9 protein-coding genes are annotated in these 8,107 nt (G+C 39.9%); 1 reads left to right on the top strand and 8 read right to left on the bottom strand.

The genetic code is table 11. The features are described 5' to 3' along the window. A partial coding sequence (locus UNSWCS_RS11865; RefSeq protein WP_035143748.1) for a PT domain-containing protein occupies window positions 1-367 on the top strand: 367 nt, incomplete at its 5' end. On the opposite strand, the gene mnmH is transcribed toward UNSWCS_RS11865, so the two are convergent. From mnmH to UNSWCS_RS07895, 8 genes are read right to left on the bottom strand one after another with little or no spacing between them, the layout of a single operon-like run. Then, window positions 327-1,334 carry a tRNA 2-selenouridine(34) synthase MnmH gene (gene mnmH, locus UNSWCS_RS07930; RefSeq protein ID WP_021088067.1) on the bottom strand — a complete coding sequence of 336 codons (1,008 nt, stop codon included), beginning with the start codon at window positions 1,332-1,334 and terminating at the stop codon, window positions 327-329. The two genes, UNSWCS_RS11865 and mnmH, sit on opposite strands and share 41 nt — an antisense overlap. Further along, window positions 1,321-1,806 carry an HIT family protein gene (locus tag UNSWCS_RS07925; RefSeq protein ID WP_002942290.1) on the bottom strand — a complete coding sequence of 162 codons (486 nt, stop codon included), beginning with the start codon at window positions 1,804-1,806 and terminating at the stop codon, window positions 1,321-1,323. The genes mnmH and UNSWCS_RS07925 overlap by 14 nt, the downstream gene beginning before the upstream one ends. Next, on the bottom strand, window positions 1,806-2,591 hold the full coding sequence (gene trpC, locus UNSWCS_RS07920) for an indole-3-glycerol phosphate synthase TrpC (protein WP_021088076.1): 786 nt from the start codon (window positions 2,589-2,591) through the stop codon (window positions 1,806-1,808). Before trpC ends, UNSWCS_RS07925 begins: the two co-directional genes overlap by 1 nt. Continuing rightward, entirely contained in the window at window positions 2,588-3,850 is a 1,263-nt protein-coding gene (locus UNSWCS_RS07915) for a tetratricopeptide repeat protein (protein WP_021088083.1), read from the bottom strand. The genes trpC and UNSWCS_RS07915 overlap by 4 nt, the downstream gene beginning before the upstream one ends. After that, the gene (locus UNSWCS_RS07910; protein WP_021088063.1) at window positions 3,829-4,194 is read right to left on the bottom strand and encodes a YkgJ family cysteine cluster protein; all 366 of its coding nucleotides are present in this window, start codon (window positions 4,192-4,194) and stop codon (window positions 3,829-3,831) included. Before UNSWCS_RS07910 ends, UNSWCS_RS07915 begins: the two co-directional genes overlap by 22 nt. After that, the gene (locus UNSWCS_RS07905) at window positions 4,191-4,898 is read right to left on the bottom strand and encodes a tRNA1(Val) (adenine(37)-N6)-methyltransferase (RefSeq protein WP_021088064.1); all 708 of its coding nucleotides are present in this window, start codon (window positions 4,896-4,898) and stop codon (window positions 4,191-4,193) included. The genes UNSWCS_RS07910 and UNSWCS_RS07905 overlap by 4 nt, the downstream gene beginning before the upstream one ends. Then, window positions 4,895-7,147 carry a hypothetical protein gene (locus UNSWCS_RS07900; RefSeq protein WP_021088065.1) on the bottom strand — a complete coding sequence of 751 codons (2,253 nt, stop codon included), beginning with the start codon at window positions 7,145-7,147 and terminating at the stop codon, window positions 4,895-4,897. Before UNSWCS_RS07900 ends, UNSWCS_RS07905 begins: the two co-directional genes overlap by 4 nt. Further along, the gene (locus UNSWCS_RS07895; RefSeq protein ID WP_002942343.1) at window positions 7,144-8,106 is read right to left on the bottom strand and encodes an NAD(P)/FAD-dependent oxidoreductase; all 963 of its coding nucleotides are present in this window, start codon (window positions 8,104-8,106) and stop codon (window positions 7,144-7,146) included. Before UNSWCS_RS07895 ends, UNSWCS_RS07900 begins: the two co-directional genes overlap by 4 nt. Window position 8,107 lies beyond the last annotated feature (1 nt).

Here is an 8,107-nt window from a genome sequence, read left to right as displayed (position 1 = left end):
CCAACCAGCCAACCAGCCAACCAGCCAACCAGCCAACCAGCCAACCAGCCAACCAGCCAACCAGCCAACCAGCCAACCAGCCAATCAAGCCAATCAAGCCAATCAAGCCAACCAAGCCAACCAAGCCAATCAAGATAAACAGATAAATTTAACTAGAAATTTTTACAAAATTAGCAAAAAATTTATGCCAAAGTATAAAAATAGTCTTAAGCTAAGCATTTTTAAGCGCAAAGATGATCTTTTTAAGCATAAAAGTAAATTTCAGCTAACTATAAAAAGGCTAAATTTAGAGATGAAATTTACCCCAAACAAAGCACCAAAAGGATTTAAAATTTCGCCTCAGTTCTTATCAAATTTAGCTTTTTAATAGCCTCTTCAAAGTCGTCAGAGCTTACGAAAACATCTATATTTTCATTTTTCTTATAGACCTTGTCGTAGTATTTTGTGAGTAAAATTTCAGCCACTTTGGCGATATCATTTTCGTTAAATTTAGCCACAGCCTCATCTCTGGCCTCTTTATCGATAAAGGGCGAAATTTTCTTTATGCACTCATCAAAAAAGGCTTTATCCACGCTTTTATAGTCGCTTGTTATGCAAGAAATTCTATTTTCCAAGCTCGCACTAACCTCGACACAGATACCGCAACGCATCGCCTCATAAAGGCTTTTTGGAAGTGTTAGCGAGCCTATCCTTCTACTCTCGCCCTCGATGAAGCAAATTTGATCTTTTAGCGTGATGAACTTTTCAAAGAGCGCATCCTCAAAGCTTTTTTGACTAGGCTGTGCGCCATTTATCGCGCCAAAGACTGAGCCTAAGTGATTTGCCATCGCTTCAAGGTCGATTGAAGGCGAGAGTGCCCTTATAAGCTTACTTTTAAAGCAACCAGTGTTGCCAAAAAGAGTGATAAATTTCGTGCTTAAAGGGCGCTCTAAAAACTCCAAAACATGATTTCTATAAGCCTTGTAGCCACCATTTAGTCTGTAAATTCTATATCCGATCATGCTTAGCACATAGGCAACCGAGCTTGATCTAAGTCCGCCCTTTGCGCAGTAGATCCCAACTGCTGAGCCAACCTTAGCCCTTTTATAGACCTCATCGATGATACTTTGTAAATTTTTGCAGATATATTTTGCGCCAAGGCTCTTGGCTAGGGCCCTGTCACTTTTGTAGATCGTACCAACCTCTTTGTGCTCAGCGTCATCAAGTGCGTATAAATTTAGAGCATCTTTTATATGTGAGTAGGCATATTCGTGTGGCGATCTAGCGTCTATCAGGACTTCAAACTCGCCTCTTTTTTCAAGCCACTGCTCGATATCAAGCTCAAATAACGCCACTAAAAGCCTTTTTTAGCTTTTGATAAAGTGGATGAAACGGCGTGCCATTTACCCTGACATCGGCGATCGTTGTGATGAAATTTGTATCCCCACTCCACCTTGGCACAAGGTGATAATGCACGTGCTCAGCTATACCAGCGCCTGCTGCTTTGCCTAAATTCATACCGATATTTACGCCCTGAGCGTGAAGCTCGCGCTTTAAAATTTCAACCCCAAGCCTTACAAATTTACTCATCTCAAACCACGTCTGCTCGTCAAGCTCCTCGATCTTGTCGGTGTGGTGGTTTGGTATGATCATAAAGTGACCTGGCGAATACGGGTATAAATTCATGATCCCAAAGCAGTGCTTAGCACGAAAAAGCACGCCATTTTTCTCGTCGTCCTCTTTTGAATTTATGACCTCGCAAAAGACGCAACTATCTTTTTTTGCGCTGAAATACTCGCTTCTCCAAGGGGCACAAAGGTGCTGCATCACTCGCCCTCCTTTATCTTTTTAACGGCATTTTTTATATCATCTTGCCTTATGAAATGCTCTCCTATCAAGAAGGCATCAACTCCGATCTTGTTTAGCTCACAAAGCTGCTCATGCTCGTAAAGTCCGCTTTCAGCAACTATTATCTTGCCATTTGGCAAAAGCGGCACGAGCTTCTCGCAAAGGCTCATATCCATCGTAAAATCATCTAAATTTCTATGATTTATCCCTATTATATTTGCTCCTGCAAAGACCGCCTTTTTCACATCGCTCGCGTCATGGGTCTCCACTAAGACCTCAAGCCCCAAGTGGTGCGCGTACTCAAGTAGCTCTTTTAGCTCACCTTGAGTTAGCGCTTTGGCGATGAGCAGGATGAAGTCCGCTCCATAAACAAGCGCTTCTAAAATTTGATATTTATCAACGATAAAGTCTTTTCTAAGGATCGGCCTTGAGGCGTAGCGGCGAACCTGCGTGATATACTCTATATCACCCTTAAACCAGTGAGGCTCTGTTAGGATACTAAAAGCATTTGCATACTGCTCGTACTCCTGAGCGATCTTGATCGGCTCAAAGTCCTCTCTTATCACGCCTTTGCTTGGACTTGCCTTTTTTATCTCGGCTATTATCTTTATAGGCTCATCTTTACTTGATCTAAGTGCGCCCAAAACGTCTCTTGGCACGTATGGGTTGTATGCGAGCGAGCGACCTAGCCACTCCTGCGGATAGTCAGCTTTTCGCTTTTTTAGATCCTCTTTTGTCTTTTTTATGATCTCATCAAGTATCATTTTTTAAGCCTTTTGTTTAAATTTATTATGCAGCGCTCGATTAGATGCAAGTGCTCTTTTGCCTCTTTTGAAGTCCTAAAATCAACATCTTTCATCGCGTGCATCATTATGCCCTTTGCCTTTTTGCACTCGCCAAGCTTGAAGTACCCCCACGCTAGCGAGTCCTCGTAGTAAGGTGAGTCAGGCGAGATCTCAAGGGCTTTTTGCACCATCTCTACGCCCTTTCTAGGGTCTATCTCGTGGTCAATGAGCAAGTAGCCGTAGTAGTTAAAAAACATATCGTTATTAAGCTTTGGCACGCTTGCTTCAAATTTATCTAAGATATCAGCGATCTTTTTCTCATCTAGGTTATCTTTGTTCATCTCATACTCGTAGATGGCCGCCTTTGCTAAGAAATTTAGATCCCTGCTGTCATTATAAATTTTAACCGCCAAAACATATGCATCGCCAAAATTTCCAGTCGCAGCGTAAAGGTCCATCAGCGTGGCGTCGTTGTAGCCATATTTTTTCAAAATTTCAATAGCCGCTTTATAATTTTTAGCATAGACAAAATACTGCACAATCTTGTCAAGATAAGAGGTATCGTGAGTGATGTCGTAGATCTCTTCAAAAAGTTCGATCACCTTTGGGAAATTTCTTTGCTGAGAGTAAATTTCAGCCAAAAGCTCACATGTCTTTTGAGTGCAGCCCTGCTCCTCGCGGAATTTCTCGAGGTATTTTGTCGCATCATTTACATTATCCATGCGGTTTAAAAGTATATCAACGATGCGGAGTAAATTCTCCTCTTCAGGCTTTAGCGAGTATGCCTCCTCAAAGTATTTTAGCGCCGTTACCATGTCATTTTGCATCATACAAATGGTGCCAAGCATGAGCAAATTTTGAGCGTTTGGCTCTTTTGTAGCAAGCTCTTGCATAAGCTCTTTTGCCTCGTTTAGCTTAGAGAGATTGACTAAATTTGCAACCTTGATCCTGATAAAATCGCTATCGTCTTTTAAGCTCTTCTCGCCATCACTCATAAGGCTATCTAAATTTTCATTTTTTGTAGCAAAGGCTAGCTTGATCGCCTCTTTTAGATAGGTCTTTTGATTTGTCTCTTTAAAAAGTCCAAGATAGGTCTGGATGCTAGCATTTACATCGCCACTATCTTGCGAGATGAGAGCTTGCATTAGGCGTAAATTTACACTTTTGTTGTCATCTGCAAGCAGATGCGTGCTAAAAAATACGCTTATAAAAATTATTAAAATTTTACGCCAATGCATTCTGCTCTTAGCTCCTTTAAATTTTTTTTAAAATAATCCCAAAACGGAAATGTCCTGCACTGCTTAGGTCTTAGCTCATAAACCGAGCAGTTTTTATTTTTCTCATCAAAAAATATGCAAGCAAAACCGTCATCATAAGGCTTTTCTTTGATGCTTCGCCTTACGCCCACTTTTATTAGAAATTTGCTCTCAAACTCATCTTTTGACATACCAAAAGCGGCACAAAATTTTAAAATTTCACCCTCATCTATCCAGATGTAGCCGCTCTCGCCAGTGCAGCATTTGCCCCCGCAACTTTCGCAAAAGCTAGGATCAAACTCATAGCTAAAACCATCAGCCCTCACGCTATCTCCTTGTAAGAGACGCTGTTTGTATCTGCTTTTTTAAAGATCTCGCTTGCCTCTTTCGTGTGCGAGCCATCCTCGCTCATTACAAGAGGCGGCAGGATTTTTAGCTTTGAGTTTGAGTTGTTTCGCACTTCAAATAAAGCCAAATTTGCTGGCTTATCCTTTTTAGTATGGACAAATTTTAAGTTCACCAAATTTAGCTTATACTCTTTTAAGCATGCCGCTATCTCGCTAAGATCATCTGGCGCATAGCAAAAAAACGCCCTTTTATGTGGCTTTAAATTTACGCTTATGCCTCTTATAAAATCCTTTAAATTTAGCGAGCTTGCGTATCTGCTAACTTTTATGTGCTCATTTTGGCTTTTTGTAACACCGTCATGATAAAAAGGCGGATTTGAGATGATTAGATCAAATTTCTCACTATCTTTAAAATTTGCAAAATCAGCCGTTATAGCTCTAGCCTCTAGGCAGTTACTCTTTGCGTTAAAGCTTGAAATTTCGCTATTTAGCTCCAAAAGATCAAGCATGCTTAGATCTATCTTTTTAAAGTCGCGCTTAAGCAAAAGTCCAAGTATCCCGCACCCTGCTCCAACGTCCAAAACTCTACCAGAAATTTCGACAAAGCTCGCGCAAATAAAATCATAAAGAACGAGCGTATCGCTGTTGTAGCGATAGCCATTTTCAAGCTGGGCTAAGATCATCTATAAACCTTGATGATAAAGCCGCGCGTCACATCTTTTACGATCACTTCAGAGCTAAAGCTAATCCTTGCAAAGTCGCCGAATTCCTCTTTTATAAGCTCGGCCGCAGCCTTTGCACGCTCTTTGCCAACGCCGTAATTTACGTAGTTATTTAGCTTGCCGAGGTCATCTTTTTTGATATTTTGAGCGACATTTGACGGGATGACAAAATTTTTCTTATCCACGATCGGGATGATCTCATACATGTAGTTTGAGTTAAATCTCTGCAAAAACTCGCTCACTCTGTTTTTGCACATTATGCTCACCTTGTCCTTTGAGTCCATATCGTCGCACTCGATGCTAGAGATGAGGACAAGCTTTGTTGGGGTCTCTGGCTTTGTCGTAGCTTGCAAGATATTTTTTAAATTTACATTTTCATTTTCAAGCTCGTCTTGTCTGTTTAAATTTTGCTCGATATCTTTTTGAAGCTCGATGATCTGGGCATTTACGGCTCCGCCTTTATGACCGCTCGAGCTTAGCTCACTTATCTTTGAATTTAGCCGCTCGATCGTCTTGTTGCTCTCGTTTAGCTTTTGCTTTGCATTTTCTAGTTCATTTTGCAAGCTTAGTAAATTTTTGCCGCCACTTTTGTTATTGTCGGTTAAAAAGGTTGAGGTATCAACTATCTTTTTTTGTAGCATATTTATCTGCTGGCGCAAAATTTCATAGTTTTGCATGTCGATCTTTAGCGTTCTTTTTTGCGTTTCTAGCTCGTTTTGCTTAGAGAGGAGCATCTGGCTTGTCTTTGTGACATTTTCTTCAAGCTCTTTTATCTTTGCTTCTTTTAGATCAAGCTTTGAGCTCAAATTCTTTAGCTCGCCCTCGTTTGAGCCAAGTTTTTGTGACTGCAAAGAGATAGTTTGGTTTTGATCAAATAGCGTTTTTAGAAATTTAGTTGTCTTTGTATCAAGCGCTTTTAGCTCTTCTTGGCTCTTCTTAAAGCTCTCTTCGCTCAAACTTAGCTTTTTACTTAGCTCATTCAGAGTTGAGTTTGCGTCTAAATTTTGCTTTTCAAGCTTTTTATTTAGAGCATTTGCCCTCTCAAGCTCTTTTTTAAGTGAGCCTATATTTTCATTTGCAAGCTTGTTCTCTTGCTCGCTTTTTAAACTCTTTTGCTTTAGATCATCAAAGCTTTTATGAAGTGCCGCAAGCGAGGCATTTAGCTCTAAATTTTTGCCATTATAGCTTTGCGCCATTAGATCTTTTGAGTTTAGGTTTTTTTTGATCTCTTCAAGCTCGTAAATTCTATCTTTTAGTGCGGTCTTGTTTGATTCAAGAGCCTCCTGCAGGTCAATTATCTTATTTGCCTTTTTAGAAAGCTCATCCTCCATAACGCTCTTTTGCGTCTCAAAGCCATCATTTAGCGCATTTATCTCTTTTTCGTAGCTAAATTTTTGAGTATTAGCGTCGTTTTTAACTCGCTCGATCTCCTCTTTTAAAAGCAAAATTTCTTTTTTCTCGCCTCTATCTTTTTCGCCTTGAGCCTTTTCATACTCTTTTATCAACGCCTCTTTTTGCGCCAAAGTTGCGTTTAACTCGGCATTTTGCTCTTTTAAAGCAGTGTAGTTAGCCTCAAAACTCTCTTTAAATTTATTAAAGCTGGCCTTGGCATCTTTAAGTTTGCTCTCATCGCCATTTCTAGCGTCATTTATCGCATTTTCAAGGTCTATTATCTTTTTCTCATAGGCCTTTGAGCTCTCTATCATATCAGCTTGCGCTTCATTTAGGCGCTTTGTCAAAGCTTGGATATTTTCAAAGTGTTGCGCCTCAAGCTCACCAAGAGCCTTTTGATTTTTTTCTACTATCTCGTTTTTTTCATTTTCGATATTTCTTTTCATCTCTGAAATTTTGCTTATAAAGTCTAAATTTTTCTCGCTCATATCGACATTATCAGCGGCTAAAATTTCATTTTTTTTGCTTAGCTCGCGCACTTGCTCTTGAAGCTCATTTACATTGTTTGATAAATTTAGATCCTTATCATCAACAAAATTTTGCATGTAGCTCTTTGGCGTGATGTAGCCGCCATACTCGTAAAGATCGTCTTTGCTTACATATCTTTGCTTCTCTTCTTCGGGGAGATCATCAAAATTTATAGAGTAAATCGTTTGATTAGTATCTTTTGGCGCCTCGTCCTCTTTTTGAAATTTCAAGAATGAGAGAGAAAAGCCAGCTATCAGACAAACAATAGCTAGTGCGATTTTATTTATCAAGCTTGTGCCTTGCCTTTTAAGATATCTTTGATGACGCTATGAGCGTGATTTAGTCCGACTACTATCGAGCCACCATTTTTTAAAACGATGTCGCCTCCCACGTATAGTCCTGGCACGCTACTTTGGTAATTGCTATCAACTATCGGGGTGCCTTTCTCATCAGTTTTTATCTGGCATTTTTGTAAAAAATCAACCGGACTTGAGCCACCGATCGCATAAACAACCCTGTCATAGACACGGATTTTGCCATTTTCATAATGCACTCTTACCTTGCCTGATTCATTATCGATCTCGGTTATATCGTGATTTAGCCTTACTTTTATTTTATTGTGCTTCTCAAGCTCCCAAAGAGCGCTTAAATTTGTCTCATTTACACGGCTAAATTTATCTTTTCTGTAAGCGATCGTAGTTTTGTTATACTGACAAAGCTCGATAGCATACTCAACTGCAGAGTTGCCACCGCCCACAACTAGTACTTTTTCACCGTTTGTACAGTTATCAAGGTTAAAATTGACAACTGAATTTAGTGATGGCGGTATCTTATAGTCAGGTTTGTTTGGTCGTCCCATTTTACCGATCGAGACCATCACGTTTTTGGCTTCATAGACAGCTTTTGAGGTAGTTACTTTAAAAATTTCGCCCTCTTTTTTTACGCTTTCGACCTCAGAGTTAAAAAACGCCTCGATATTCTCAGAGTCAAGTAGCTTGTCAAAATAATCAAGCGTGCTCTCTTTTGTGCCATCTTCAAACGAAACTAGCCCATGTATCGTGCTATCTTGCCCTTTATACTCTTTATCTACGCGTTTATTGTCTTTATAAAATTTTCTGATCGTTTGGCTGTGGTTGTCGCCTTTTTCAAGAAGCAAAACATTACTTAAGCCATTTCTTTTAGCCTCTACTACGCTAGCTATGCCACAAGGTCCGCCGCCAACTACTATTAGATCATAAATATTTGCCATA

This window comes from Campylobacter concisus UNSWCS, assembly GCF_000466685.1.
GTDB lineage: Bacteria > Campylobacterota > Campylobacteria > Campylobacterales > Campylobacteraceae > Campylobacter_A > Campylobacter_A concisus_A.
Note: the sequence above shows the minus strand (reverse complement) of the source record. Positions and strands in the feature narration are given on the sequence as shown.